The organism is Stenotrophomonas cyclobalanopsidis, assembly GCF_008710035.1.
Classification (GTDB): domain Bacteria; phylum Pseudomonadota; class Gammaproteobacteria; order Xanthomonadales; family Xanthomonadaceae; genus Stenotrophomonas; species Stenotrophomonas cyclobalanopsidis.
The window spans coordinates 235,332-259,083 of sequence record NZ_VYKI01000001.1 but is presented as its reverse complement, the minus strand read 5'-3'; the positions used below and the strand labels follow the sequence as shown (position 1 = coordinate 259,083).

The window sequence follows — 23,752 nt, the reverse complement described above, 5'->3', positions numbered from 1 at the left end:
GGCTCAGCGCCCGCGCTTGCCGAAACGCACGGCGTCCAGCAGCACGAACACCAGCGGCCACAGGCCCATGCCCAGCAGCGGTGCCCACCAGTACGACCACGGCAGGGTCGGCTCACCCACCAGGATGTGCACCAGCGCGCTGACGATGCGGTCATTGAACAGCAGGCCGCCGATGGCCAGCATCTGCTGCGACATCGGGAAGAAGCGGATGCGGGCGCGGAAGCGCTGCAGGATGAAGGCCAGCATCACCAGGCGCATGGCCTGTTCGCCCAGCACGCCGCCATATAGCAGGTCGGCGATGACGCCGCTGGTGAAGGCAATGCCCAGGCCCACGCGCTCGGGGGCCTCGATGACCCAGTACGCCAGCACCAGCGCCAGCCAGTACGGGCGCAGCGGCTGCAGCAGCGCGGGCAGCGGCAGCAGGCCCAGCAGCAGGGCCACGACCAAGCTGGCCGGCAGCACCCAGGGGTTGTCGCGCAGGCGGCTCATCGTGCGGGCTCCTGCGGGGTGGGTTGCGGTTGCCGGCCAGCGGCCGGCACTATCGGGGACGACGCAGCGTCGGGGGGCGTGGCCGGCGCAGTGCCCGCAGGCAGCGCATCGGTCCCGGCGCGGCCACCGGCGCCGCCGACTTCCAGGCTCTGCCGCAGTTCCGGCGGAATCCGGATCGCAGCACCTGGGCGCAGCAGCAGCACGTCGCGGCCGCGGTCCAGCTGCGCGGCCGGCTTCATCTCACCTACCAGGAAGGCATGGGTGTCGTCGGGGCGCAGCGCGGTGACGGTGCCGACCGGGAAGCCCGGCGGGAAACGCCCGCCCAGGCCGGAGGTGACGATCTCATCGCCCACTTCCACGCCCGCGCTCAACGGAATGTCGCGCAACTGCAGGGTGTCACCGCGGCCGTAGACGATCAGGCGCACGCCGTTGCGGGCCACGGTCACCGGCACAGCATGGTCGGGGTCGGTCAGCAGCAGCACGGTGGAGGTGCCACCGGTAGTGCTGATCACCTGCCCCATCAGGCCACCGGCATCGATCACCGCCTGCCCCACGTGCACGCCGTCGCGGCTGCCGGCATCGAGCACCAGGCGCTGCTTGACCGGGTCCAGGTCGATATCGAGGATCGGCGCCAGCTGCACGTCCAGGCCACTACGCTCGGCCACGTTCAGCAGCTCGCGCAGCTGGGCGTTGTCCAGCGCGGCGGTCTGCAGGCGGGTCAGGCGCGCATTGGCCAGCAGCAACTGGTTGCGCAGCTCGCGGGTCTCGGCCACCAGCTGGCCATGGCTGGCCGCGTTGTCGCGCACCTGGTTGCTGAGCTTGCCGGGCAGTCCGGCCAGTGCCCACACCGGCTGCACCAGCGTGTCGGCCTGGGCGCGCACGCGCGCCAGCCAGCCGGCCTGGTCGTCCAGCACGATCAGGATGATGGCCATGGCCAGGTAGGCGAGCAGTCGCAGCGGACTGGCGGCGTCACCGGATCGGGAGGCTACGGGAGGACCGGCGTAAGGCGGCACGGCAACAGTTCAATCAGCTGAGGGCGAAGGGGAAACACGGCGGCGCCCCGCCGGTGCTGGCCCGCAGCAGCGGGCCACACCCCGGAAGGGCGCTGCAGGAACGACCAGGCGGCAGGCCTTAGTCCGGCGCAAAGAACTCGTTGCCGTGCATGTCGACCAGTTCCAGCGCACGACCGCCACCGCGGGCCACGCAGGTGAGCGGGTCGTCGGCCACCTGCACGTGCAGGCCGGTTTCCTCGGAGATCAGGCGGTCCAGGTCGCGCAGCAGGGCGCCACCACCGGTCAGCACGATGCCGCGCTCGGCGACGTCGGCGCACAGTTCCGGCGGGGTCTGTTCCAGGGCCAGCTTGACCGCGCTGACGATGCCCGACAGCGGCTCGTGCAGGGCCTCCAGCACTTCGTTGGAGCTGATCTTGATCATCTTCGGCACGCCCTCGGCGAGGTTGCGGCCGGAGATTTCCATCTCGATCACTTCCGCCTGCGGGTATGCGCAGCCCAGCTCGACCTTGATGCGCTCGGCGGTGGCTTCACCGATCAGCATGCCGTGGTTGCGGCGCACGTAGTTGGTGATCGACTCGTCGAAGCGGTCGCCACCGATTCGCACCGAGGCCGAATAGACGATGCCGTTCAGCGAGATCACCGCCACTTCGGTGGTGCCGCCGCCGATGTCGATGACCATCGAACCGCGCGCTTCGGTGACCGGCATGCCGGCGCCGATCGCGGCGGCCATCGGCTCTTCGATCAGGAACACGTCGCGGGCACCGGCTTCCTCGGCCGATTCACGGATGGCGCGGCGCTCGACCTGGGTCGAACCGGCCGGCACGCAGACCAGCACGCGCGGGCTCGGGCGCAGCACGCGGGACTTGTGCACCTTCTTGATGAAGTGCTTGAGCATCGCCTCGGTGTAGGTGAAGTCGGCGATGACGCCGTCCTTCATCGGGCGGATGGTGGTGATGTGGCCCGGGGTACGGCCCAGCATCTGCTTGGCTTCGGCGCCTACGGCTGCCACCGAGCGGGTGCCACCGATGGCACGGTCCTGGCGCACGGCCACGACCGACGGCTCGTTCAGAACGATACCCTGCCCACGCACGTAAATAAGGGTGTTGGCCGTGCCCAGGTCGATGGACAGGTCGTTGGAGAACATGCCACGGAGTTTCTTGAACATCTGAGGAAGGAGTCCTGAGGGGTGTCGTGCCCGCCGCGGGATGGCGAAAAAATGGGCAGAATTCGAGGCCGACAAGCCTAGCAACCCGCTCCCCGGCGAGCAAGGAAAAAACTAGCTGAACCCGCGACTTGGCTGGGTTTCGGCCTGATCGGGCATTACCCGGTTCTGGCCCTGAGCGGCACCAGCAGGTAACCTTTGCGCCGTCGGGCGCCCAAGGGCGCCATTTGCTTGCTGGCCGATGCCGGCTGGCCACCCCCAAAATTCACCGCATAGGCTTACATCGATGTCCGCTCTGATCTGTGGTTCTCTTGCCTTCGACACCATCATGGTGTTCCCGGACCAGTTCAAGAATCACATCCTCCCGGACAAGGTGCACATCCTGAACGTGTCCTTCCTGGTCCCGCGCATGCGTCGCGAACTGGGCGGCTGCGCCGGCAACATCGCCTACAACCTGAAGCTGCTGGGCGGCAGCCCGATCCCGATGGGCACCGTCGGCCAGGATTTCGCTCCGTACCGTGAGCACTTCGAGCGCATGGACATCGACCTGAGCCAGGTCCGCGTGCTGGAAGACATGTTCACCCCGCAGTGCTTCATCACCACCGACCACGACAACAACCAGATCACCGCGTTCCATCCGGGCGCGATGATGCGTTCGCACGAGAACCACGTGAAGGACGTGCCGGGCGTCACCTTCGGCATCGTCGCGCCGGACGGCCGTGACGGCATGATCCAGAATGCGGCCGAGTTCCTGGAATGCGGCATCCCCTTCATCTTCGACCCGGGCCAGGCGCTGCCGCTGTTCAACGGTCCGGAGCTGCGCGATTTCATCGAGCAGGCCGATTACGTGGTGGTCAACGACTACGAGTCGAACCTGCTGCAGGAACGCACCGGCTGGGACGAGAAGCAGATCGTGAGCCGGGTGAAGGCCTACATCACCACCCGTGGCCCGAAGGGCGCGGTCATCCACACCCCGGAAAAGAGCTACGACATCCCGCCGGCGCACGAGCGCCGCGTGGTCGATCCGACCGGTTGTGGCGACGCCTTCCGCGCCGGTCTGATCTACGGCATCGAGAAGGGCTACGACTGGCTGACCATCGGCCGCATGGCGAACCTTATGGGCGCGCTGAAGGTCGAGCACCCGGGCACGCAGAACCAGCGCTTCACGTTTGAAGAGTTCCACGACCAGTTCAAGCAGCAATTTGGCTACGCGCTGGGCGCGTAACCTAATTGCCCGCGCATTTCACCTTGTCCCCCCGCCTTCGGCGCGCCCCCTTGAACAACAAGGGGGCTCTCCACCCGACGCGTTATCTGGACCTGCTCTGGCAGGTGTCGACCTTGGTCGACACGGCCGGAACCTCGGGTCGAATCGCTGCCTGCTCTCTGTAGAGCCGAGCCCATGCTCGGCTTTCGCGCGTCGGCGCGACCTGACCGCAGAGCAGCCCGAGCATGGGCTCGGCTCTACACGGTCATGCGGCCTGCCAGGCCGACAACAACGCGCGGCAATCGGCGAAATGCCAATTGGCTACGCGCTGGGCGCGTAACCAAATTGCCCGCGCATTTCACCTTGTCCCCCCGCCTTCGGCGCGCCCCCTTGAACAACAAGGGGGCTCTCCACCCGACGCGTTATCTGGACCTGCTCTGGCAGGTGTCGACCTTGGTCGACACGGCCGGAACCTCCGGTCGAATCGCGGCCTGCTCTCTGTAGAGCCGAACCCATGCTCGGCTTTCGCGCGTCGGCGCGACCTGACCGCAGAACAGCCGAGCATGGGCTCGGCTCTACACGGTCATGCGGCCTGCCAGGCCGACAACAACGCGCGGCAATCGGCGAAATGCCAATCCGCGCGGCCCGGCCACGGGTTGTCGGGCAGGTTGACCAGCACGGTGCGCGCTCCGGCGGCGCGGCCGCAGTCCAGGTCGTAGGCGTGGTCGCCCACCATCACCGCCGCGTCGGCACCAATGCCCCAGCGCCGCAGATGCTGCTGCACGCCGTCGGGTGACGGCTTCGGCACCGCTTCATCGCGGCCGATGATGCCGCCATCGTCAAACAGATCCCCTACCCCGATCGCGTCCAGCGTCAGCTTGGCCAGCGCATGGTCGTTGCGGGTCAGGATGCCCAGCTGGCAACCGGCCGCGGCCAGCGCGCGCAGCAGCTCGACCGCGCCGGGCGCCGGCAGCGCGCCTACGGCCAGCTCACGCTCGTGGGCCAGCAGCCAGGCGTGCTTCCGCGCCGCCTCCGCACCCGGCAGGCCCGCCAGGTGCACGAGGATGTCCGCGCTGGGCGGGACGCCCAGCTCGCGCTTGATGCGCTGGAAATCATGCATGGCCACGGTCAGCGTGCCATCCATGTCGAACACCCAGTGGCGCACGGCCGACAGTGCCGGCGCCACCACGGCAGTGGCCGTCACTTCCACCACTGCGGCATGCGGCTGGTGTCCACGCCGCCGGTCTCGAACACGGCCGTGCGGGTGCCACCGGCCTTCACCGGGAACTCGATGCTGATCGACTTGCCCTTCTGCGCCAGCTTCCACAGCGCCTTCTGGTCGGTGATGAACATGGCGATGGCCTCATCGGTCTTCGGCCGCCAGGCCGCCATCGAGATCGGCTTGCCATCGTCCACGGTCACCTTCACCGTGCACTGCGGGCAGCGGAAATCACCGGCCTGCAGCACCAGATAGGCATGGCGTTTCCATTCGGGATGATCGCGGAACACCAGCTGCACCGGCTTGGCGCCGCTGCCGTCCACGTCCACCCGTTCCTTGCTGTAGATGGTGGCCGAAACCTGCTTGCCCTTGCTGCCGACCGGAATCTCGTTGTACTGCCAGAGCGCCTGCATGCGGCGCAGGTCGCGCGCGGCATCGCCCTTGGCCTTCACGTCATCGAAGCCAGCGGCGATGCGCTCGGCCGCGGCGGTGTCCTTGTACTGGTCCAGCAGCGAACCGCCGTGGATGCGCGCGCGTTCCCAGTCCTGCGCGGCCACGGCCGCGTCGTACTGCTTGGCGACGTCCTCGGCCTTGGCTTCCTTCTGCGCCTGGGCGGCGGCGGCGGCGGCTTCCTGCGCCCTGCGCTCTTCCTCGGGGTTGCTGCAGGCGGCCAGGGCCAGGGCGCAGGCGGTGATCAGGATCAGACGTTTCATTCGGAAGTCCTTTGCGGGTTGCGACTGCCCTGTAGAGTCGAGCTTGCTCGACTGACATTCCAACAACAGTCGAGCAAGCTCGACTCTACCGGAGCAACAACGGTGAAGCCTGGCTAGACTCGAACGGCGCAACAGCGGTCAAGCATGGCTCGACTCTACCGGAGCAACAGCAGCCGAGCATGGCTCGACTCTACAAAAAAAGCGCCGGGGGATGCCCGGCGCGTTTTCTTACTTGGCTTCAGCCTTGGCCAGCAGATCCTGCACCGAGGCGGTGGTGATCGGGTGGTAGCCCGGCTTGGCCTTCTCGAAGGCCGCCTTGGCCAGCTCCAGACCCTTCGGGGTCTTCACCAGTTCGGCGTAGATCGGCATGATCAGCTTGCGACGGCCGACGCGCTCGATGAACGCCGCGGCCGCGTCATTGGCCTGCTCGTAGCCGCTGCGGATGGCCAGCGGGTACCAGCGCATGGCGATTTCGCCATTGGCGGTGCCGGTGAAGTGGTAGGCCTTGTCCAGCGCGGCCAGCTTGTCCAGCGGCAGGGTGGTGCCCAGGCCGTCGATGAAGCGGACCCATTCCTGGGTGCCCCACTCGGCGGTGACCTGGTTGGCTGGCAGGCTGCCCGCACCGGAGAACGCGATGCGCGCGGCATCGACGCTGCTGAAGTTGCGCGACTGGGCCTTGGTGGCGAACGACGGGATGCCCGGCTCGTCCAGCCATGCCTTCAGCTCGGCCTCGCTCACCGCCGAGGGGTTCTTCGGCAGCAGGTTCTTCTTCAGGTAGTCGACGAACTGGTCGGTGTTGGCGCTCTGGAAGGCATGGTCATCGAACCAGCCACGCAGGAACGGATCGAAGGTCTCGCGGCCGAAGCGCTGTTCCAGGAATTCCAGGAACCACGAACCCTTGACGTAGGCGACCTGGCTCAGGGCTTCGTCGGGGTCACGCTCGTTCAGCGGCGGCAGGGCCAGGGCCTGGTCGGCCGGGCTCATGTCCTTCACTTCGGCCAGCAGGTCGGTCTGGTCGATCTGCTTCTCCATCTCGGCCATCTCCTTGCCGTACAGGGCTTCGGTGATACGGCCCTGGACGTAGGTGGTGAAGCCTTCATTGAGCCAGATGTCCTTCCAGCTGGCATTGGTCACCAGGTTGCCCGACCAGCTGTGCGCCAGTTCGTGGGCGACCAGCGAGACCAGCGACTTGTCGCCGACGATCACGGTCGGGGTGGCGAAGGTCAGGCGCGGGTTTTCCATGCCGCCGAACGGGAACGACGGCGGCAGCACCAGCATGTCGTAGCGGCCCCAGCGGTATTCGCCGTACAGCTTTTCGGCGGCGCCGATCATCTTCTCGGTGTCTTCGAATTCCTTGGCGGCCTTGTTGACCATGGTCGGCTCGGCCCAGACGCCGGAACGGCCGGAAATCGGCTCGAACACCAGGTCACCGGCGGCGATGGCCAGCAGGTAGGACGGGATCGGCTGCGGCATCTTGAAGGTGTAGTCACCGTCACGCGCGGCCTTCGGGTCGTTGTCGGCGCTCATCAGCACCATCACGTCCGGGCGCGAGGTCACGTGCGCGCTGTAGGTGAAGCGCACGCTCGGGGTGTCCTGCAGCGGCACCCAGGAACGGGCGTGGATGGCCTGCGACTGGCTGAACATGAAGGGCAGTTTCTTGCCCTCGGTCATCGACGGCTCCAGCCACTGCAGGCCCGAGGCGGTCGGTGCGGTGTGGTAGGTCACTTCCACCTTGGCCGGCTGTTCCGGCACTTCGATGGTCAGCTTGCTGCCGAACACTTTGTCGACCGGGGCCACTTCGAACTTCAGCTCGCTGCGCGCGCCGTCGGCAGCGATGGCCTCGACCTTGGACACGCTCAGCTCACGGGTGTCGAGCACCAGCTGCTGGGCGTCCTTCTGCTTCCATTCCAGGGTGTAGGTCGCGGTGCCGCCGATCTGCTTCTGGTCGAAGTCCAGCTTCAGATCCAGCGCGATGTCCTTGATGACGACCTTGTCCGGCTCGGCGTACGAGCTTTCGTCGTGGCTGCGGTTCTCGGCGTTCACGGGGGCGGCGGGGGCCTTTTCGGCAGTCGGGGCGGCGGCGGGCGCGGCCGCCTCCTGGGAGCAGCCGGCGGCCAGGGCCACGGCCAGCGGAAGGAGCATCAGCGGATTACGCATGAATCGGGACCGTTACAGGGATCAAACCCCAATGGTACCTCTCCCTCGCCCCGGACGCGCTGCGTGATGCGGGGCAGGGCCGGCCGTGGGCCGGCCCTGCGCCATGGGGCGCCCGGCGCGGGCGTGTGCCAACCAAGGTTGGCATCTACCAGAACAGGTAGCGCCGGGCCATGCCTGGCGGCCCCACACGCTTTACAGCTTGTAGCCGGAGTGGATCGAGACGATGCCGCCGGTCAGGTTCTTGTAGTGGCAGCGCTCGAAACCGGCCTGCCCCATCATCGCCTTCAGCTCTTCCTGCGGCGGGTGCTTGCGGATGCTCTCGGCCAGGTACTGGTAGCTGTCCGAATCGTTGGCGAACAGCTTGCCCAGCTTCGGCAGGATCCTGAACGAATGGAAGTCGTAGATCGGCTTGAACCAGTCGGCGGTGACTTCGGAGAACTCCAGCACGCGGGCCTGGCCGCCCACCTTCAGCACGCGGTACATCTCGCGCAGGCCGGCGTCCTTGTCGGTCACGTTGCGCAGGCCGAAGGCGATCGTCACCAGGTCGAAGCTGTTGTCCGGGAAGGGCAGGGCTTCGGCGTTGCACTGCACGTAATCCAGGCCGAGCACCAAGCCGCGGTTGGTCAGGCGGTCACGGCCGACCGACAGCATGCCGGCGTTGATGTCGCCCAGCACCACCGAACCCTCGGCGCCCACGCGCTCCTTCAGCAGGGCGGCGATGTCACCGGTGCCGCCGGCCAGGTCGAGCACGCGATCACCCGGTTTCACCTGCGCGGTGGCCACGTAATAGCGCTTCCAGGCCCGGTGCACGCCGAGGCTCATCAGGTCGTTCATCAGGTCGTAGCTGCGCGCGACCGAGGTGAACACCTCGCCGACAAGCTTCTGCTTGTCCTTGGCGGCCACGTCGCGGAACCCGAAATGGGTGGTACCGGATTTGTAGGGGGATTCGCTCATGCCGCTGATTATCGCACCGCCGGGGCCGCTGCGGGGTAACCGGGCCTTATCATGGCGGCCCATGACCCACCGGAGCCCCGCATGATCACCACGCCCGACTACCAGGCCCTGCTGCAGACCGCCATCGCCGAAGCCCGACAGGGCCTGGCCGAGGGCGGCGTGCCGATCGGCGCGGCGCTGTACCACAACGACGGCCGCCTGCTCGGCTGCGGCCACAACCGCCGTGTGCAGGAAGGCGACCCGTCCGTGCACGGCGAAACCGATGCTTTCCGCAAGGCCGGCCGCCAGCGCCGTTACCAGGACACCATCATGGTCACCACCCTGGCGCCGTGCTGGTACTGCTCGGGCCTGGTGCGCCAGTTCAACATCGGCACCGTGGTGGTGGGCGAATCGCGCACCTTCCAGGGCGGCATCGACTGGCTGCGCGAAAACGGCGTCAACGTGATCGACCTGGACAGCCAGGAATGCGTGGACCTGCTGGGCGGCTTCATTGCGCAACATCCGGACATCTGGAACGAAGACATCGGCGAATAAGCGCCTCGTCTCCGTTCCGCGCATAGCTACATGAACGCTTCAGAGCCGGCACAGCCCTGTGCCGGCGGTACCTTGGGCACATCCAACCCAGGCATTCCCTGTGAATGCGCTCGTCGCCCCGCGCACTGCTGACATGCTCATCACAGGCCGGGGGTAACGTGTGGCCTTACCCGGCATATAGGGACGTCCGCAGTGCGGGCTGCCTGCATCCAGACGCGATGCCTGCCGTCCCTCGCCGAGCGGCTCCTGCCTTCAACGCCACCCCACCCGTCCATTGCCTCCGCGCGGTGGCGACACCGACTGCACGTCGCGCTGACGCAGCTTGCACTGACTGTTACGCGACACTGCGGTTCCGACGCTTCATCCAACCCAACTGAATTGGAATGACATGCACGCTGAAGTCCCCACCATCCCGCCGGTCATCGACGTAGACGCCGAACTGGATCATTGGCGCCGGCAGCACGCTGACGGTGCCCTCCCGCACAATTCGTTCGGCTCATATGTGCCCTGGATCAAGTTCGCGTGTGATTCATTGATCACCCAGCCTCGCGCGAGCAATGCCGAGCGCGACGAAGCATTCCAGACCCAGTATGCCCTGCAGATCATGCCGCGCCTGACCGAATCGCAGGCCCGCGAATTCGTTGACCGCTGCTGGCAGCACGTCTACCAGACCAGCCGCGTTCGCCTGCAGGACGCCCCGCGCCTGCGCGCCTGAGTTTCCCCGCGGCTGCACGGCCCCTGCACGGGCAGCTGCCGATCATCTTCGTCACTTGGCTGGAACGACGACGATGAAAGCAAGAACCCTGTTCAATACGATCGCCAAGAAGGCCGCGGCCGCCACCGGCTCGCCGTGGACCTTCCTGGCCGCGGTGGCGATCGTGGTGGTGTGGGGCATCAGCGGCCCCGTCTTCGGCTTCAACGATACCTGGCAGCTGGTGATCAACACCGGCACCACCATCATCACCTTCCTGATGGTGTTCCTGATCCAGCACACCCAGAACTCTGATACGGCGGCGATGCAGATCAAGCTGGACGAGCTGATCCGCGCCACGGCCGAGGCCAACAACGAGTTGCTGGACCTGGAAGAAATGGACGAAGAGCGGCTGGAAGAAATCCGCGCCGAGTACGAGCGCATGGCCCGCGAAGCCGGCGACGCGCTGGCCAGGGTACGTTCCTGCCGCGCGGCGCCGCGCGATGATGAGGCGGTTTGACAGCAGACGTTAGCGCCGGGCGCTGCCCGGCAAGCGCGCAGCGCGGCCTGTGTCCGACGCCACGAACGACCACGCTCTGGTAGCGCCGGGCCATGCCCGGCGAGCGCGGCAGCGCGGCTTGTGTCCGACGCCATGAACGCTCAAAGGTAAGCCGCCGGGCATGGCCCGGCGCTACCAAAGCCCCGCACGCCTGGGACAATGCCCGGCGAGTGCGGCAGAACCTTACAAGCTGCCAAGGCATCTGCCGATAGGGGGACTGAGAGCTGATTCCCAGACTGGTCCAATGTCCAGTCGCCATCTCCAACGTGGCCGCGATTCCCGCATCGATGGGTACTACGTGCTGACCACTGTGGTGCTGAGGCGGCGCCCGGTATTTGCAGACCCTCGCTGCGCGGAATACTTGGTGGATACGCTGCGCTTCGAGGAGCGCGAAGGGCTCAGTCGCTCATTCGCCTGGGTCATCATGCCCGATCATATTCATTGGTTGATGCAGTTGCGCGCGGGAACGCTCGCCCGCTTGATGGGAACGTTGAAATTACGCAGCAGCCGCCTTTTTAGGGCAGCAGTTCGGTGTGGAGACGCCCTTGTGGCAGCCGAGCTACTTCGACCACGCTGTTCGCCATGAAGATGCGTTGAGGCGCCACGCGCTCTACATCCTGGGCAATCCAATCCGTGCGGGCCTCGCTACCGAACTGGATGAATACCCGTTTGCCTGGTGCCGATGGCCGATGCGGTAGCGCCGCAATCTGCGTCTGGCAGCGCCGGGCCGTGCCCGGCGAGCGCGCAGTGCGGCCTGCGTCCGATGCCTTCAACGCCGGACAAGAAGCCGCCGGGCGTGGCCCGGCGCTACCGATGATCCCTTCGCCTTCGTATGCGGCATGCGTCCGACGCCATGAACGCCCGAAGAAACGTCGCCGGGCATGGCCCGGCGCTACCGGGAGTTACCCGCGTTCGTGCCAGCCGCCGCCCAGCACCTTGTACAGGGTGATGCGGTTGGTCTGCTGGGCCAGCTCGGTCTGCAGGCGCGTCTGCTGCGCGCTGTAGGCGGTGCGGCGTGCGTCCAGCAGGGTCACGAAGCTGTCCAGGCCGGCGTCATAGCGTGCCTGCGACAGGCGGTTGGCCGTTTCGGCCGCATCCACCAGGCGCTGCTGCGCGCTCACCTGCTCGTCCAGGCTGACATTCAGCGCCAGCGCGTCGGAGGTTTCGCGGAAACCGCTCTGGATCGCCTTCTCGTACTGCGCCAGGGCGATATCGCGGTCCGCATTGGCCACCGCCAGGTTCGCGCGCAGCTTGCCCCCCTGGAAGATCGGCAGGGTGATCTTCGGCAGGAAACTCCACACGCGGGTGCCGCTGTCGAACAGGTTGGACAGTTCGCCCGAGCCACTGCCGATGCTGCCGGTCAGGGTGATGCTGGGGAAGAACGCGGCGCGCGCGGCACCGATGTTGGCGTTGGCCGCCAGCAACTGGTGTTCGGCGGCCATGATGTCCGGGCGCTGCAGCAGCACGTCGCTGGGCAGGCCCGCCGGCGGCGGGGCCAGCGCCAGCAGCTGCGGTTCGATGCTGTTCGGCAGCAGGTCCGCATCGACCTGGCCACCGGCCAGCAGCGCCAGCGCGTTGCGGTCCTGGGCCAGCTGCCCGCGCAGGCGGGCGGCATCGGTACGCGCGGTTTCCACCAGCGTGCGGGTCTGGCTCAGTTCCAGACCGGAACTGCCGCCGCGTTCATGGCGGGCCTCGGCCAGGCGCAGCGAATCCTCGTAGGTCTTCAGCGTTGCCTCGGAAATCCTCAGCTGCTGCGCATCGGCACCGTAGGTCAGCCAGGCGGTGGCGGTCTCGGCCACCAGGCTCAGCTGCGCGTTGCGGCGGTTGGCGGCCACGGCGAAGTACTGCTGCAACGCAGATTCGCTGAGGTTGCGCACGCGGCCGAACAGATCCAGCTCGAAGTCGGCCACGCCCACGCCGGCGGTGAACTGCTCGGTGACACCCGCATTGGTGCCCTGCCGTTCCATCTGGCCGGTGGCGGCCAGGCCGGGCACGCGGTCGGCGCGCTGCACGCGGTACTGGCCGCGTGCCTTTTCCACGTTCAGCACGGCCACGCGCAGGTCGCGGTTGTTGTCCAGCGCCTGGCCGATCACCTGCTGCAGGCGCTCATCGGCGAAGAAGTCACGCCAGCCCAGTGCAGCAACATCGGTGACCTCGCCCTGGCTCGCCTCGGCCGGCCACTGCGCCGGAATGCCCGGAGCAACGGCGGTGTCCTTCGGCGCCAGGGTCGAACAGCCGGCCAGGCCCAGGCTGGCGACGAGCGCCAGCAGCAGGGGGGTCTTATTCATGGGAACCTCCATGGGCAGCATCATCGCGCGGGGCCGGCGGCGTGCCACCCCCGTTGCCCTTGTTGCGGTTGAACACGCGCTGCACCACCACGAAGAACAGCGGGATGAAGAACACACCCATCACGGTGCCCACCAGCATGCCGCCCAGCACGCCGGTACCGATGGCGCGCTGCGCACCGGAACCTGCACCGGAGGCGATGGCCAGCGGCAGCACGCCCAGGCCGAACGCCAGCGAGGTCATGATGATCGGGCGCAGGCGGTCGCGCACCGCATGCATCGTCGCTTCGATCAGGCCTGCGCCCTTCTCCAGGTTCTCCTTGGCAAATTCGACGATCAGGATCGCGTTCTTGCTGGTCAGGCCCACCGTGGTCAGCATCGCCACCTGGAAGTAGATGTCGCGCTCCATGCCGCGGAAGGTGTTGGCCAGCACTGCGCCGAGGATGCCCAGCGGCGCCACCAGCAGCACCGAGGTCGGCACGCTCCAGCTTTCATACAGCGCGGCAAGGCACAGGAACACGATCAGCAGCGACAGGGTGTACAGCAGCGGCGTCTGCGAACCGGCCTGGCGTTCCTGGTAGGACAGCGCGGTCCATTCGATGTCGAAGCCCGGCGGCAGGTCCTTGGCGATGCGCTCGATCTCGGCCATGGCATCACCGGAGGCCACGCCCCCGGCCGGCTCGCCCTGGATCTCCATCGCCGACACGCCGTTGTAGCGTTCCAGGCGCGGCGAACCGTAGTCCCAACGCTTGGAGGCGAAGGCACTGAACGGCACCATTTCGCCCTGCCCGTTCTTCACCGACCAGACGTTGAAGTCGTCCGGGTTCATGCGGAACGGTGCATCGGCCATCACGTACACGCGCTTGACGCGGCCACGGTCGATGAAATCATCGACGTAGCTGCTGCCCCACGCCGCGGCCAGGGTGGTGTTGATCGAGCTGACCGACAGGCCCAGGGCGTTGGCCTTTTCCACGTCCACGTCGATGCGCAGCTGCGGGGTGTCTTCCTGGCCGTTGGGGCGCACGTTGGCCAGCAGCTTGCTCTGCCCCGCCGCACCCAGCAGCTGGTTGCGCGCGGCCAGCAGGGCGTCATGGCCCTTGCCGCTGGTGTCCTTCAGGAAGAACGTGTAACCCGAACCGATACCCAGTTCCGGCATCGCCGGCGGCGGGAAGGCGAAGATGAAGGCGTCCTTGATCTGGCCCAGCGCGCCCATCGCACGCCCGGTGATGGCACCCACGCTGTGGTCGGCGTCGCGCTCCTTCCAGTCCTTCAGCTTGACGAAGGCCATGCCCGCGTTCTGGCCCATGCCGGCGAAGCTGAAGCCCTGCACGGCGAAGATGGACTCAACCGCGTCGGCCTCGTTCTTCAGGAAGTGGTCTTCCAGCTTGGCCATCGCTTCCAGCGTGCGTTCCTGGGTGGCGCCGACCGGGGTCTGCACCAGCGCCATCATGATGCCCTGGTCTTCATTGGGCAGGAACGAGCTGGGCAGGCGCGCGAACAGCACGCCCATCACCACGGCCAGCGCCAGGAAGATGCCCATGAAGCGCCACGGGCGATGGATGATGCCCTTTACGCCGCGCTGGTAGGTCTCGCTGGAACGGTCGAAGCCACGATTGAAACCGTTGAAGAAGCGGCCGAGCAGGCCGGTGTGGGCGACATGGTGCTCGCCCTTCTTCAGCGGCTTGAGCATGGTCGCGCACAGCGCCGGGGTCAGCACGATGGCCACCAGCACCGACAGCGCCATGGCTGAAACGATGGTGGCCGAGAACTGGCGGTAGATGATGCCGGTCGAGCCGCTCATGAAGGCCATCGGCACGAACACCGCCGACAGCACCAGGCCGATGCCCACCAGTGCGCCGGTGATCTGGCTCATCGACTTGCGGGTGGCTTCCAGCGGCGACAGGCCCTCTTCAGACATGATGCGCTCGACGTTCTCCACCACCACGATGGCATCGTCCACCAGCAGGCCGATGGCCAGCACCATGGCGAACATGGTCAGCATGTTGACCGAGAAGCCGAGCATGGCCAGCACGCCGAAGGTACCCAGCAGCACCACCGGCACGGCGATGGTCGGAATCAGGGTGGCGCGGAAGTTCTGCAGGAACAGGTACATCACCACGAACACCAGCACGATCGCTTCGATCAGGGTCTTGATGACGCCCTTGATCGAGACCTGCACGAACGGGGTGGTGTCGTACGGCACGACGGTTTCCAGGCCGGCCGGGAAGCTGGACTTCATCTCGTCCAGCGCGGTGCGCACGCCCTCGGCGGTGGCCAGCGCGTTGGCGCCGGTGGCCAGGGTGATGGCGATACCGGTGGACGGCTTGCCGTTGTAGCGGGTGACGAAGTCGTAGCTTTCCGCACCCAGCTCGACGCGGGCGACATCTCCAAGGCGCAGCTCGCTGCCATCGGTACCGCCACGCACCAGGATGTTGCGGAACTGCTCCGGGGTCTGCAGGCGGTCCTGCGCGTTGATGGTGGCGTTGAGCTGCTGGCCCTTCACCGACGGCGCACCGCCGAGCTGGCCGATGGCCACCTGTGCGTTCTGCGCGGTGATCGCCGCGGTCACTTCATCGACCGACAGCTTGTAGGTGTGCAGCTTGTTCGGGTCCAGCCAGATGCGCATGGCGTACTTGCCACCGAACACCTGGATGTTGCCCACGCCCGGCACGCGGCTCAGCGTGTCGACGACATTGGAGCCGACGTAGTCGGCGATGTCGTTGGCATCCATGCTGCCGTCGTTGGACACGAAGCCGAGCACCTGCAGGAAGCCGCTGCTGGACTTGGCCACGTTGATGCCCTGCCGCTGTACTTCCTGCGGCAGCAGCGGCATGGCCAGCTGCAGCTTGTTCTGCACCTGCACCTGGGCGATGTCCGGGTTGGTGCCAGCTTCGAAGGTGAGGGTGATGGTCGCCTGGCCGTTGGCCGAGCTGTTGGAGGAGAAGTAGATCAGGCCGTCCAGGCCCTTCATGTTCTGCTCGATGATCTGCGTCACCGAGTCCTCGACCACCTTGGCCGATGCACCCGGGTAAGTGGCGCTGATCTCGACGGCCGGCGGGGCGACCTCGGGATACATCGACACCGGCAGCTTCATCACCGCCAGCGCACCGGCCAGCATGATGATGATGGCGATCACCCACGCGAAGATGGGTCGATCAATGAAAAAACGTGCCATGGAATTCTCCGCTTACTTCGCGTCGCCGGCCGGCTGGGCGGCAGGCTGCGGGGCGGCGTCCGGCTGTGCCGGGGCGGCGCCCTTCTCGGTGGCCTGCACGGGCATGCCGGGGCCGATCTTCTGCAGGCCTTCGACGATGACCTTGTCACCCGGCTGCAGACCGTCCTCGACCAGCCACTTGTCGGCCAGTGCGCGGCTGACCTTCACCGGGCGCACTTCCACCTTGTTGTCCTTGCCGACCACCATGGCGCTGGTATCGCCCTTGGCGTCGCGGGCGATGCCCTGCATCGGCACCAGCACGGCATCGGCGCGCACGCCGCCGCCGACCACCGCGCGCACGTACATCCCCGGCATCAACAGGCCCTCGGGGTTGTCCACCTTCACCCGCAGCGCGTAGCTGCCGGTGGTCGGGTCGACGCTCACTTCGGAGAACTCCAGCGCGCCCTTGTGCGGGAACTCGCTGCCGTCCTCCAGCAGGATGGTGACCGGCAGGGTCTGGTTGTCCTGCAGGCGGCCGGCGGCCAGTTCGCGGCGCAGCTGCAGCAGCTCGGCCGAAGACTGGGTCAGGTCGACGTAGATCGGGGTGAGCTGCTGCACGGTGGCCAGCGCATCGGCCTGGCCGACACTGACCAGCGCGCCCTGGGTGACGCTGGACTTGCCGATGCGGCCGCTGATCGGCGCGGTGATGCGGGCATAGCCGAGCGTGACGTTGGCCGCGTCCAGCGCCGCCTTGGCGGCACCGACATCGGCCTCGGCCTGCTTCTGCGCGGCCACGGCGTTTTCCAGATCCTGCTGGCTGACCGCATCGACCTTGGCCAGCTCGGTGATGCGCTTGGCGCTCAGCCGCGCGGCATTAGCGGTGGCTTCGGCGCGGGCCAGCTGGGCGCGGGCGCTGTTGGCCTGGGCGCGGTAGCTGGCGTCTTCGATCTGGTACAGCGGCTGCCCTTCCTTCACCAGTCCGCCCTCGGTGAACAGGCGCTTGGCGACGATGCCGCTGACCTGCGGGCGCACTTCGGCGACCAGGAAGGCAGTGGTGCGGCCCGGCAGTTCACGGGTCAGGCCCACGCTTTCCGACTTCAGCGTGACCACGGTCACTTGGCCGGGGCCTTGCTGGGGCTGTTCGGGTTGGCCACCGCAGGCGGCCACGGTCGCGGCGATGGCCAGCGACAGCAGGAAGGGGCGGATTCGGGTCAGGGGCATGGGGCTGGGGACTCGCGACAAGGGGGAATTCTCAAGGCGCCCTGATACGACTGCCGAGCGCCAGGAGGCCGGCTGGGGTGGTCGCGGAGGGAGCTCTCCCCGCAGCATGGGCTGAGGCACATGCATGGCGGAGAGCATGGGTGCGAAATATACATACATGACTGTTTGTTTGTAAAGCGGTACAATTCAGTCAGGTTTCACCGGCACTGGTACCCACTCCCCGACCCATGGCGCGCAAGACCAAAGAAGACACCCAGGCAACCCGCGAAGGCATCCTTGATGCCGCCGAGGGCTGCTTCCATGAACACGGGGTGGCGCGGACCACGCTGGAGATGATCGGCGCCCGCGCCGGCTACACCCGGGGCGCGGTCTACTGGCACTTCAAGAACAAGACCGAGGTGCTGACCGCGATCATCCAGCGGGTGCACCTGCCCTTCATGCAGGAACTGGAGCGCACCTCCAGCGACGAACGGCAGACGCCGATCCACGACCTGCGCGCGGTGATGATCTACTCGTTCATCGAACTGTCGGAGGACGAGCGCCTGCGCAAGACCATGGAAATCATGCTGCGCAGCGATGCCTCGTCGGAAAGCCGCGCGCTGGCCGAGCTGCAGCAGTCCGGCTTCCGCGATGCGCTTGACCGGATGGAGCGCGCCCTGCGCCGCGCCCAGGACCTGGGCCAGCTGCGCGACGGCGCCGACCCGAAGATCGCCGCGCGCATGCTGCACGCCACCGTGCTGGGCGTGCTGCACGGGGCGATGGTCGAACCGGAACTGATGGACCTCAAGCGCGACGGCATGCTCGCGCTGGACATGACCCTGACCGCCTACGTGAAGGAAGGGGTGTTCGTGCCGGGCTCGATTCCCGAGCCGCTGCCGTAGCCGTGGCTGCCGCCGGGCATGGCCCGGCGCTACCGCGACCCTCCCACATTGGTAGCGCCGGGCCATGCCCGGCGAGCGCGAAGCGCGGCCCGCGTTCGATGCAATGCACGCCGGAAGGAAAACGGCTGGGCATGGCCCGGCAATAGATCCACGCCATGCGTGGATGCCGTGCGCGCAAACGAAGAAGGCCGCCTTTCGGCGGCCTTTTACGTTGCGGGACTTGGGGTCGGAGCCCTCGCTGACGCGAGGGATCCGACCCCGCCTGGCGTTACAGGATGTAGCGGCTCAGGTCCGGGTCCTGCACCAGTTCACCCAGGTGCGCATCGACGTAGGCGCTGTCGATGGCCAGGGTTTCGCCGTCGCGGTCCGGCGCCTCGTAGCTGAGCGAATCCAGCAGGCGTTCCAGCACGGTGTGCAGGCGGCGGGCGCCGATGTTTTCCTGGCGCTCGTTCACCTGGAAGGCGATCTCGGCCAGGCGCTCGATGGCATCGGCGGTGAAGCTGACCTTGACGCCTTCGGTGGCCAGCAGCGCTTCGTACTGCTTGGTCAGCGCGGCCTTCGGCTCGGTCAGGATGCGCACGAAATCGTTCTTGCTCAGTGCGCCCAGCTCCACGCGGATCGGGAAACGGCCCTGCAGTTCCGGAATCAGGTCGCTGGGCTTGGCCAGGTGGAACGCGCCCGAGGCAATGAAAAGGATGTGGTCGGTCTTGATCGTGCCGTACTTGGTGGACACGTTGGAGCCTTCCACCAGCGGCAGCAGGTCGCGCTGCACGCCTTCGCGGGACACATCACCGCCGCCCACGTTGTCGCCACGCTTGGCGACCTTGTCGATCTCGTCGATGAAGACGATGCCATGCTGTTCGCAGGCTTCGATCGCCGCGGTGCGAATATCGTCCTCGTTGACCAGCTTGCCGGCTTCTTCCTCGATCAGCAGCGGGCGCGCGGCCTTGATGGTCAGCGTGCGCTTGTGGGCCTTGGCGCCGCCGCCGAGGTTGGCGAACATCGACTTCAGCTGCTGGCCCATTTCCTCCATGCCCGGCGGGGTCATGATGTCCATGCTGACGTTGGCCGCCAGGTCGAGCTCGATCTCGCGATCGTCCAGCTCGCCGTTGCGCAGCATCTTGCGGAACTTGATGCGGGTCTCGTTGTCCTGCGCCGACGGCTCGTTGCGGGCCACTTCCGGGTCGAAACCAATGCCGCCGCTGCGGCGCGGCAGCAGTGCGTCGAGGATGCGGTCTTCGGCGCGCTCTTCGGCCTGGGTACGCACGCGTACCTTGGCCTGCTCGCGGTAAAGCTTGACCGCGGTATCGGCCAGGTCGCGGATGATCTGCTCGACGTCCTTGCCGACGTAGCCGACTTCGGTGAAGCGGGTCGCTTCGACCTTCACGAACGGCGCGTTGGCCAGGGTGGCCAGGCGGCGCGCGATCTCGGTCTTGCCGACACCGGTCGGGCCGATCATCAGGATGTTCTTCGGCATCACTTCATTGCGCAGCTCAGGCACCAGCTGCATGCGGCGCCAGCGGTTGCGCAGGGCGATGGCCACCGCGCGCTTGGCGTCGTGCTGGCCGACGATGTGCCGGTCCAGTTCCTGCACGATCTCGCGCGGGGTCATGGTGGCGGAGGAAACTTCGATCTTCGACATGGATGTGCTCACGAATTCGTTGTCTACGATGCCGGAACCGAACGGCCCCGGACGGTAGCGCCGGGCCATGCCCGGCGAATCTGGAATGCCTGTGACGGGTTCCCCGTCACAACTCCTCGACCACCACGTTGCGGTTGGTGTAGATGCAGATGTCGCCGGCGATGCCGATCGCTTCGCTGGCAATCGTGCGCGCATCCAGTTCGGTGTGCGCCATCAGTGCGCGCGCGGCCGACAGGGCATAGGAACCACCAGAACCGATGGCGATGATGCCGTCCTCCGGCTCAATCACATCACCGGTGCCGCTGATGATCAGCGAGGTTTCCTTGTCGGCCACGGCCAGCAGGGCTTCCAGCTTGCCCAGGCGGCGTTCGGTACGCCAATCCTTGGCCAGCTCGACGGCGGCGCGCTGCAGCTGGCCATGCTTTTCCAGCTTGGCCTCGAACAGCTCGAACAGGGTGAAAGCATCGGCGGCGGCACCGGCGAAGCCGGCCAGCACCTGGCCGTCGCGGCCGAGGCGGCGCACCTTGCGCGCATTGCCCTTCATCACCGTGTGGCCGAGGGTGACCTGGCCATCACCGGCAATCGCCACGTGGTCGCCGCGGCGCACGCAGACGATGGTGGTGGCGTGGAAAACATTGGGATTCTGACTGGGGTCCATGCGGCCTCCGATAGCTGTTCACGGGAGATGGGGACAGCGCCGGGAGCGATCAAGCCTGTGCGGGTGGCTGCCGTTCAGGGCGGAGGCACAGATACCGCTGCGCTTGCCGGGCATGGCCCGGCGCTACCTCGGAGATGCTCCACGGAACCGGTAGCGCCGGGCCATGCCCGGCGGATCACGCAGCCCCAAACAACCCCCACCGGTAGCGCCGGGCCATGCCCGGCGGATCACGCAGCCCCAACCAACCCCGACCGGTAGCGCCGGGCCATGCCCGGCGGATCACGCAGCCCTAAACAACCCCCACCGGTAGCGCCGGGCCATGCCCGGCGGATCACGCAGCCCCAACCAACCCCGACCGGTAGTGCCGGGCCATGCCCGGCGGATCACGCAGCCCCAACCAACCCCGACCGGTAGCGCCGGGCCATGCCCTGCGGACGGTCAGGCTACCGGCTTACGCTTCGCGCGCGGATGCGCGGCGTCGTAGACCTTGGCCAGGTGCTGGAAATCCAGATGGGTGTAGATCTGCGTCGTTGCGATATCGGCGTGACCGAGCAGCTCCTGCACACCGCGCAGGTCGCCGGAGGATTCCAGGATGTGGCTGGCGAAACTGTGCCGCAGCATATGCGGGTGCACGTGCTTGAACAGCCCCTGCCGCTGGGCCAGCTGGCGGATGCGGATCTGCACCGCACGCTGGCTGATCGGCCCGTTGCGGCCGGGAAACACTGGCGTCGCCGGGCCGCCGCCACTTTCCGCGCGCCAGGCCAGCAGTGCTTCGCGTGCCGGGCGGCCGAAGGGCACCCGGCGCTGGCGGTTGCCCTTGCCCAGCACGTTGACCAAGCCGCTGTTGAAATCCAGGTCGCGCCAGGTCAGCGCACACACTTCGCTCAGGCGCAGGCCGGAGGAATAGAACAGTTCCAGCAGCGCGCGGTCGCGGCGGCCGAGTTCGCCTTCCGGTTCCAGCTCGACCAGCTGCACCGCTTCGTCGGCATCGAGCACCTGCGGCAGGCGCCGTGGTGCACGGGGCGCCTTCAGGGTCGCCGCAGGGCTCACTTCGATGCGCCCGTGCTTGAGCAGCCAGGCATAGAAGCTGCGGCAGGCCGACAGGCGGCGCTGCAGGCTCTTGGCCGACAGCCCGCGACGATGCTCATCGGCGACGAACTGGCGCAGCGTTTCGGCATCCAGTGCCTCCACCGCCACGCCGCGCGGTTCCACCCACACCGACAGCGCGTCCAGGTCACGGCGATAAGCATCGAGCGTATGCGCCGACATCCGCCGTTCCACCTGCAGGTGCTGCAGGAAGTGCTGTACCGCGCTCATCGACGTGCGCCCCGGCTCAGCGCTCGAAGCGCTTCAGGCCGGCGACCAGGGCATCGCCCATCATGCGCAGGAACAGCGTGCCCATGCCCGGGTAGAAGCGGTTGGCATCGTGGCTGCCGACGGCGATCAGGCCGATGCCCGGCAGCGGCAGCAGTGCGGTGGTCTGCACTTCATCGCTGCGCGCGCCGTACAGCACGGCGTTCTTCTCAGGCTGCAGGCGCCCGCAGATCGGCTCGCCGTCCTTCAGGCAATCACGGAACGGCCCCAGCTGCGCGTCATCGGCGGCGATCACCTGCAGCCATTCGGCTCGTTCCAGACCGGCCACCGGCGTGTGCACCACCAGCCGCACCAGGTCACCGGCAAAATCTTCCTGCAGCGAGGCCGCCATCGCACGCAGGGTGTCGGCGGCGTTGTCCTGCTTCATCAGAGCCAGGGTCAGCTGATGCGTGCGCACCGCCAACCGCTCGTTGACCTGGGCGGTCGCGCCCAGGTCGGCCAACCGTCGCGCCAGCTCGCGGTTCTTCTCGCGCAGCACTTCCAGCTGGTAGCTGGCCAGCGACGCGGTCGGGCCGTCATCGCGCGGCACCACCAGGGTCAGGGCCAGGTCCGGGAACTGCTTGAGGAAGCCGGGATGGCGCCGCAACCACGCAGCGACGTCATGGCCCCCGAGCTTGTCGACGGTCTCACTCATGCGATCCACTCCCCTTCGAAGACGAATGCGGTCGGGCCGGCCATGACCACCGGCTGGCCTTCGCCCGGCCACTGGATGCGCAGCTCGCCACCGGGCAGGCTGATGCGTGCATCGGCCTGCAGGCGGCCGCGCTGCATCAGGGTGACGGCGGCGGCGCAGGCACCACTGCCGCAGGCCAGGGTTTCGCCGACGCCACGTTCGTACACGCGCAGGCGCGCATGGTCCGGGCCCATCACCTGGGCGAAACCCACGTTGACCGACTGCGGGAACGAAGCATGCTGCTGCAGCAGTGCGCCGACGCGCTCGACCGGCGCGGCATCGACCAGGCCCACTTCGATGACCGCGTGCGGATTGCCCATCGACACGGCCGAAAAGCGCACGGTCTCGCCCTGCAGCGGCATCAGGTATTCATCGCGCGCATGGGCGAAGCCCACCAGCGGCACCTGCGCCGGTTCGAACGCCGGCACGCCCATGGCCACCGAGAAGCGGCCATCGCCCAGCACCTGCACCTCATGGCTGGCCAGCGGGCTGTCGATCACGAAGCCCTCGCCCTGGGCACTGCCCTCGCGCACCAGCCAGGCGGCAATGCAGCGCGCGCCGTTGCCGCACTGCTCGGAATTGGAACCGTCGGCATTCCAGATCCGATAGGACGCCACCGAGCCGTCCGCACGCGGGGCCTCGATGGTGAGGATCTGGTCGCAGCCTACGCCGGTGTGGCGGTCGGCCAGGCGCGCGGCCACTTCAGGGGTGGGCGGCGGCGTGCCGTCACGCAGGTCGATCACTACGAAATCGTTGCCCGCACCATGCATCTTGCTGAAGCGCAGGGCATTGGAGCCAGCCTTACTCATCCCCACCGTCCACCGGCCTGATCGGGTCCGGGGTGACCGAGGGGCTGCCGTCGCTGGTCGGCTGGGTCGCGGCGGGGGTGGCTTCCGGGGTGGTTTCGGGCGCGGCGGCCGGTTCGACCGTCTCTTCCACCGGCACCGGCTTCTGCGGCAGTACCAGCGGGCCCTTGTTGCCACAGGCGGACAGGAACAGCAGCGAGGCCGCTGCCAGCGGAATCAGGATGACGTTGCGATGGGGGATCTTCATGCGCCCGAGTATAGCCATTGGCGGCTGAGCGGTTGGTAGAGGGTGCAGGGCCACGCATCCGCCGGACATGGCCCGGCGCTACCGCAACCGTGCGCCCCAGGTAGCGCCGGGCCATG

22 protein-coding genes are annotated in these 23,752 nt (G+C 67.2%); 6 read left to right on the top strand and 16 right to left on the bottom strand.

The window, feature by feature from the left end; all coding sequences use genetic code 11:
- Positions 1-3 precede the first annotated feature (3 nt).
- The 3 genes from mreD to FJU31_RS01060 form a co-directional block, all read right to left on the bottom strand.
- Positions 4-489: a rod shape-determining protein MreD gene (gene mreD, locus FJU31_RS01070; protein ID WP_079223400.1), complete on the bottom strand. Its 486-nt coding sequence runs from the start codon at positions 487-489 to the stop codon at positions 4-6.
- Positions 486-1,502: a rod shape-determining protein MreC gene (gene mreC, locus FJU31_RS01065; protein ID WP_150453126.1), complete on the bottom strand. Its 1,017-nt coding sequence runs from the start codon at positions 1,500-1,502 to the stop codon at positions 486-488. Before mreC ends, mreD begins: the two co-directional genes overlap by 4 nt.
- A 118-nt stretch (positions 1,503-1,620) precedes the next feature.
- Positions 1,621-2,667 carry a rod shape-determining protein gene (locus FJU31_RS01060; RefSeq protein ID WP_079223402.1) on the bottom strand — a complete coding sequence of 349 codons (1,047 nt, stop codon included), beginning with the start codon at positions 2,665-2,667 and terminating at the stop codon, positions 1,621-1,623.
- 283 nt (positions 2,668-2,950) lie between these two features.
- Here FJU31_RS01060 and FJU31_RS01055 point away from each other — a divergent pair, with 283 nt between their 5' ends.
- Positions 2,951-3,889: a carbohydrate kinase family protein gene (locus FJU31_RS01055; RefSeq protein WP_079223403.1), complete on the top strand. Its 939-nt coding sequence runs from the start codon at positions 2,951-2,953 to the stop codon at positions 3,887-3,889.
- Positions 3,890-4,451: 562 nt separating this feature from the next.
- On the opposite strand, the gene FJU31_RS01050 is transcribed toward FJU31_RS01055, so the two are convergent.
- From FJU31_RS01050 to ubiE, 4 genes are all read right to left on the bottom strand, one after another.
- Positions 4,452-5,072: an HAD family hydrolase gene (locus tag FJU31_RS01050; RefSeq protein ID WP_281290800.1), complete on the bottom strand. Its 621-nt coding sequence runs from the start codon at positions 5,070-5,072 to the stop codon at positions 4,452-4,454.
- Positions 5,069-5,800: a hypothetical protein gene (locus tag FJU31_RS01045; RefSeq protein ID WP_150453125.1), complete on the bottom strand. Its 732-nt coding sequence runs from the start codon at positions 5,798-5,800 to the stop codon at positions 5,069-5,071. Before FJU31_RS01045 ends, FJU31_RS01050 begins: the two co-directional genes overlap by 4 nt.
- Positions 5,801-6,028: 228 nt before the next feature.
- Positions 6,029-7,957 (bottom strand): M1 family metallopeptidase, encoded by a 1,929-nt coding sequence (locus FJU31_RS01040; protein WP_150453124.1) that lies wholly within the window; start codon positions 7,955-7,957, stop codon positions 6,029-6,031.
- A gap of 192 nt (positions 7,958-8,149) precedes the next feature.
- Positions 8,150-8,911, bottom strand: a complete 762-nt coding sequence (gene ubiE, locus FJU31_RS01035; protein WP_079223406.1) for a bifunctional demethylmenaquinone methyltransferase/2-methoxy-6-polyprenyl-1,4-benzoquinol methylase UbiE — start codon at positions 8,909-8,911, stop codon at positions 8,150-8,152.
- 81 nt (positions 8,912-8,992) lie between these two features.
- Here ubiE and FJU31_RS01030 point away from each other — a divergent pair, with 81 nt between their 5' ends.
- The 4 genes from FJU31_RS01030 (at position 8,993) to FJU31_RS01015 (ending at position 11,281) form a co-directional block, all read left to right on the top strand.
- Entirely contained in the window at positions 8,993-9,445 is a 453-nt protein-coding gene (locus FJU31_RS01030) for a nucleoside deaminase (protein ID WP_108750493.1), read from the top strand.
- Positions 9,446-9,833: 388 nt separating this feature from the next.
- Complete coding sequence (locus FJU31_RS01025) at positions 9,834-10,160, top strand: hypothetical protein (RefSeq protein WP_150453123.1); 327 nt, start codon at positions 9,834-9,836, stop codon at positions 10,158-10,160.
- Positions 10,161-10,233: 73 nt separating this feature from the next.
- The gene (locus FJU31_RS01020; protein ID WP_108770045.1) at positions 10,234-10,656 is read left to right on the top strand and encodes a low affinity iron permease family protein; all 423 of its coding nucleotides are present in this window, start codon (positions 10,234-10,236) and stop codon (positions 10,654-10,656) included.
- 160 nt (positions 10,657-10,816) lie between these two features.
- Entirely contained in the window at positions 10,817-11,281 is a 465-nt protein-coding gene (locus FJU31_RS01015; RefSeq protein WP_342788274.1) for a transposase, read from the top strand.
- A gap of 316 nt (positions 11,282-11,597) precedes the next feature.
- Here the strand turns inward: FJU31_RS01015 and smeF are convergent, their stop codons facing one another.
- Genes smeF through smeD form a run of 3 tightly spaced genes read right to left on the bottom strand, consistent with a single transcriptional unit; the run spans position 11,598 to position 17,355 of the window.
- Positions 11,598-12,983, bottom strand: coding sequence for a multidrug efflux RND transporter outer membrane subunit SmeF (smeF, locus tag FJU31_RS01010; protein WP_425473600.1), 1,386 nt, complete (start codon positions 12,981-12,983; stop codon positions 11,598-11,600).
- Positions 12,976-16,155: a multidrug efflux RND transporter permease subunit SmeE gene (gene smeE / locus FJU31_RS01005; protein WP_246161177.1), complete on the bottom strand. Its 3,180-nt coding sequence runs from the start codon at positions 16,153-16,155 to the stop codon at positions 12,976-12,978. Before smeE ends, smeF begins: the two co-directional genes overlap by 8 nt.
- 12 nt (positions 16,156-16,167) lie before the next feature.
- Positions 16,168-17,355, bottom strand: coding sequence for a multidrug efflux RND transporter periplasmic adaptor subunit SmeD (gene smeD / locus FJU31_RS01000; protein ID WP_150453121.1), 1,188 nt, complete (start codon positions 17,353-17,355; stop codon positions 16,168-16,170).
- A gap of 227 nt (positions 17,356-17,582) precedes the next feature.
- Here smeD and FJU31_RS00995 point away from each other — a divergent pair, with 227 nt between their 5' ends.
- Positions 17,583-18,236, top strand: a complete 654-nt coding sequence (locus tag FJU31_RS00995) for a TetR family transcriptional regulator (RefSeq protein ID WP_150453120.1) — start codon at positions 17,583-17,585, stop codon at positions 18,234-18,236.
- A gap of 268 nt (positions 18,237-18,504) precedes the next feature.
- Here FJU31_RS00995 and hslU read toward each other — a convergent pair whose 3' ends face one another.
- The 6 genes from hslU to lptM all read right to left on the bottom strand — a co-directional run bounded on the left by hslU (position 18,505) and on the right by lptM (position 23,636).
- Positions 18,505-19,878 carry an ATP-dependent protease ATPase subunit HslU gene (hslU, locus tag FJU31_RS00990; RefSeq protein ID WP_150453119.1) on the bottom strand — a complete coding sequence of 458 codons (1,374 nt, stop codon included), beginning with the start codon at positions 19,876-19,878 and terminating at the stop codon, positions 18,505-18,507.
- 106 nt (positions 19,879-19,984) lie between these two features.
- Positions 19,985-20,536: an ATP-dependent protease subunit HslV gene (gene hslV, locus FJU31_RS00985; RefSeq protein ID WP_079223431.1), complete on the bottom strand. Its 552-nt coding sequence runs from the start codon at positions 20,534-20,536 to the stop codon at positions 19,985-19,987.
- 438 nt (positions 20,537-20,974) lie between these two features.
- On the bottom strand, positions 20,975-21,853 hold the full coding sequence (gene xerC, locus FJU31_RS00980) for a tyrosine recombinase XerC (RefSeq protein ID WP_150453118.1): 879 nt from the start codon (positions 21,851-21,853) through the stop codon (positions 20,975-20,977).
- 16 nt (positions 21,854-21,869) lie between these two features.
- On the bottom strand, positions 21,870-22,544 hold the full coding sequence (locus FJU31_RS00975) for a DUF484 family protein (RefSeq protein WP_188115427.1): 675 nt from the start codon (positions 22,542-22,544) through the stop codon (positions 21,870-21,872).
- Entirely contained in the window at positions 22,541-23,392 is an 852-nt protein-coding gene (dapF, locus tag FJU31_RS00970; RefSeq protein ID WP_150453116.1) for a diaminopimelate epimerase, read from the bottom strand. The genes FJU31_RS00975 and dapF overlap by 4 nt, the downstream gene beginning before the upstream one ends.
- Positions 23,385-23,636 (bottom strand): LPS translocon maturation chaperone LptM, encoded by a 252-nt coding sequence (gene lptM / locus FJU31_RS00965; RefSeq protein WP_150453115.1) that lies wholly within the window; start codon positions 23,634-23,636, stop codon positions 23,385-23,387. Before lptM ends, dapF begins: the two co-directional genes overlap by 8 nt.
- Positions 23,637-23,752: the final 116 nt, after the last annotated feature.

What these genes read in the sequence shown, in the direction of transcription:
- FJU31_RS01020 (WP_108770045.1), top strand. Translation starts at nt 10,234, where the DNA reads ATGAAAGCAAGAACCCTGTTCAATACGATCGCCAAGAAGGCCGCGGCC.
- xerC (WP_150453118.1), bottom strand. Translation starts at nt 21,853, where the DNA reads ATGAGCGCGGTACAGCACTTCCTGCAGCACCTGCAGGTGGAACGGCGG.
- FJU31_RS01045 (WP_150453125.1), bottom strand. Translation starts at nt 5,800, where the DNA reads ATGAAACGTCTGATCCTGATCACCGCCTGCGCCCTGGCCCTGGCCGCC.
- FJU31_RS01030 (WP_108750493.1), top strand. Translation starts at nt 8,993, where the DNA reads ATGATCACCACGCCCGACTACCAGGCCCTGCTGCAGACCGCCATCGCC.
- smeD (WP_150453121.1), bottom strand. Translation starts at nt 17,355, where the DNA reads ATGCCCCTGACCCGAATCCGCCCCTTCCTGCTGTCGCTGGCCATCGCC.
- FJU31_RS00975 (WP_188115427.1), bottom strand. Translation starts at nt 22,544, where the DNA reads ATGAGTGAGACCGTCGACAAGCTCGGGGGCCATGACGTCGCTGCGTGG.
- smeF (WP_425473600.1), bottom strand. Translation starts at nt 12,983, where the DNA reads ATGAATAAGACCCCCCTGCTGCTGGCGCTCGTCGCCAGCCTGGGCCTG.
- FJU31_RS01015 (WP_342788274.1), top strand. Translation starts at nt 10,817, where the DNA reads ATGGCCCGGCGCTACCAAAGCCCCGCACGCCTGGGACAATGCCCGGCG.
- lptM (WP_150453115.1), bottom strand. Translation starts at nt 23,636, where the DNA reads ATGAAGATCCCCCATCGCAACGTCATCCTGATTCCGCTGGCAGCGGCC.
- FJU31_RS01055 (WP_079223403.1), top strand. Translation starts at nt 2,951, where the DNA reads ATGTCCGCTCTGATCTGTGGTTCTCTTGCCTTCGACACCATCATGGTG.
- smeE (WP_246161177.1), bottom strand. Translation starts at nt 16,155, where the DNA reads ATGGCACGTTTTTTCATTGATCGACCCATCTTCGCGTGGGTGATCGCC.
- hslU (WP_150453119.1), bottom strand. Translation starts at nt 19,878, where the DNA reads ATGTCGAAGATCGAAGTTTCCTCCGCCACCATGACCCCGCGCGAGATC.
- mreD (WP_079223400.1), bottom strand. Translation starts at nt 489, where the DNA reads ATGAGCCGCCTGCGCGACAACCCCTGGGTGCTGCCGGCCAGCTTGGTC.
- ubiE (WP_079223406.1), bottom strand. Translation starts at nt 8,911, where the DNA reads ATGAGCGAATCCCCCTACAAATCCGGTACCACCCATTTCGGGTTCCGC.
- FJU31_RS00995 (WP_150453120.1), top strand. Translation starts at nt 17,583, where the DNA reads ATGGCGCGCAAGACCAAAGAAGACACCCAGGCAACCCGCGAAGGCATC.
- hslV (WP_079223431.1), bottom strand. Translation starts at nt 20,536, where the DNA reads ATGGACCCCAGTCAGAATCCCAATGTTTTCCACGCCACCACCATCGTC.
- FJU31_RS01060 (WP_079223402.1), bottom strand. Translation starts at nt 2,667, where the DNA reads ATGTTCAAGAAACTCCGTGGCATGTTCTCCAACGACCTGTCCATCGAC.
- FJU31_RS01025 (WP_150453123.1), top strand. Translation starts at nt 9,834, where the DNA reads ATGCACGCTGAAGTCCCCACCATCCCGCCGGTCATCGACGTAGACGCC.
- dapF (WP_150453116.1), bottom strand. Translation starts at nt 23,392, where the DNA reads ATGAGTAAGGCTGGCTCCAATGCCCTGCGCTTCAGCAAGATGCATGGT.
- FJU31_RS01040 (WP_150453124.1), bottom strand. Translation starts at nt 7,957, where the DNA reads ATGCGTAATCCGCTGATGCTCCTTCCGCTGGCCGTGGCCCTGGCCGCC.